The sequence below is a fragment of the Pseudomonas sp. PICF6 genome (assembly GCF_009831705.1).
Classification (GTDB): Bacteria; Pseudomonadota; Gammaproteobacteria; order Pseudomonadales; family Pseudomonadaceae; genus Aquipseudomonas; species Aquipseudomonas rhizophila.
This window is the reverse complement of record NZ_WUUD01000018.1, coordinates 91,189-93,163: the sequence shown is the minus strand read 5'-3', so window position 1 is coordinate 93,163 and position 1,975 is coordinate 91,189. Positions and strand designations below refer to the sequence as shown.

The window sequence follows — 1,975 nt, the reverse complement described above, 5'->3', positions numbered from 1 at the left end:
GGCTTCCTGGCGTTCGCGGAAGAACGCCTCGTAGTCCATCAGCGGTTTGTCCGGGTGTTTGCTTTGCATGTGCTCGACGTAGTTGTCGTAGTCGGGCATGCCGACCATCAGGCGGGCGGCCTGACCGAGGTATTTACCGAGGCGACTCAAGTCATTGAACATCGTTGCAATCCTCGATTCAGGCGTCCGGCACGGCTTGGAAGGGCGCTTCTTTATCCGTGCGTTCCTTGTGACCCCAGGCAGCGATGCCGACCTTGAGCGCGTAGAACAGGATGCTGAAGACCACCAGCAGGAACAACACCGTCAGCGTTGCGTTGGTGTAAGCGTTGTACACCACGTGCTGCATCTGCTCGATGCTCTTGGCCGGGGCCAGGATCTGGCCGGCGGCCAGGGCATCGTTGTATTTGCGCGCCAGGGCCAGGAAGCCGATCGCCGGGTTGGCGTCGAACAGCTTGATCAGGCCCGCCGTGGTGGTGCAGATCAGCAACCAGACCGCCGGCAGCATGGTCACCCAGACGTAGCGCTGGCGCTTCATCTTGATCAGTACCACGGTGCCGAGCATCAGGGCGATACCGGCCAGCATCTGGTTGGAGATGCCGAACAGCGGCCACAAGGTGTTGATGCCGCCCAGCGGATCGATCACGCCCTGGTACAACAGGTAGCCCCACAGCGCCACACAGCCGGCGGTGGCGATCAGGTTGGCGACCCAGGATTCAGTCCGCTTGAGGGCTGGTACGAACGAGCCCAGCAGGTCCTGCAGCATGAAGCGCCCGGCACGGGTGCCGGCGTCTACCGCCGTGAGGATGAACAGCGCCTCGAACAGGATTGCGAAGTGGTACCAGAACGCCATGGTGTTCTCACCCGGCAACACCGAGTGCAGGATCTGCGCGATCCCCACCGCCAGCGTCGGCGCACCGCCGGCACGGGCCAGGATGGTGGTCTCGCCGATGTCATTGGCCACCGCCTGCAGCGCTTCGGGGGTGATTGCAAAGCCCCAGCTGCTGACAGTCTGCGCCACGCTCACCACATCACCGCCGACGATCGCCGCCGGGCTGTTCATGGCGAAGTACACACCCGGCTCGATCACCGAAGCGGCGACCATTGCCATGATGGCCACGAACGACTCCATCAGCATGCCGCCGTAACCGATGTAGCGGGCGTTGACTTCGTTATCGAGCATCTTCGGCGTGGTGCCCGAAGAGATCAGCGCGTGGAAACCCGAAACCGCGCCACAGGCGATGGTGATGAACAGGAACGGGAACAATCCGCCCTTCCACACCGGGCCCGTGCCGTCGGTGAACTGGGTCAGTGCCGGCATTTTCAGCTCGGGCATAGTGACCAGGATGCCGATCGCCAGGGCGACGATGGTGCCGATCTTCAAGAAGGTGGACAGGTAGTCGCGCGGCGCCAGGATCAGCCAGATCGGCAACACCGCGGCAACAAAACCGTAGCCGATCAGCATCCAGGTGATTTGCACGCCGGTGAAGGTGAAGGCCTCGGCCCAGACCGGGTCTGCGGCCACTTGCCCGCCGAGCCAGATCGAACCCAGCAGCAACAGCACGCCGATGAGGGAGATTTCACCGATGCGGCCCGGGCGGATGTAGCGCATGTAGATGCCCATGAACATCGCGATCGGGATGGTCGCCATCACCGTGAAGATCCCCCACGGGCTCTCGGCCAGGGCCTTGACCACGATCAGCGCCAGCACCGCGAGGATGATGATCATGATCAGGAAGCAGCCGAACAGCGCGATGGTGCCGGGAACGCGGCCCATCTCTTCGCGGACCATGTCGCCCAGGGAGCGACCGTTGCGACGAGTGGACAGGAACAGGACCATGAAGTCCTGCACGGCACCGGCCAGCACCACCCCGGCGATCAGCCAGAGCGTACCGGGCAGGTAGCCCATCTGCGCCGCCAGTACCGGCCCGACCAGCGGCCCCGCACCGGCAATGGCCGCGAAGTGGTGGCCGAACAG

2 protein-coding genes are annotated in these 1,975 nt (G+C 63.7%); both read right to left on the bottom strand.

Annotated features, from left to right (window positions below; genetic code table 11):
• Positions 1-162: YbdD/YjiX family protein (locus GSM73_RS11575; protein WP_160892806.1), on the bottom strand; the 162-nt coding region annotated here is incomplete at its 3' end.
• Positions 163-178: 16 nt separating this feature from the next.
• The coding region (locus GSM73_RS11570; protein ID WP_256676849.1) for a carbon starvation CstA family protein at positions 179-1,975 on the bottom strand (1,797 nt) is incomplete at its 5' end.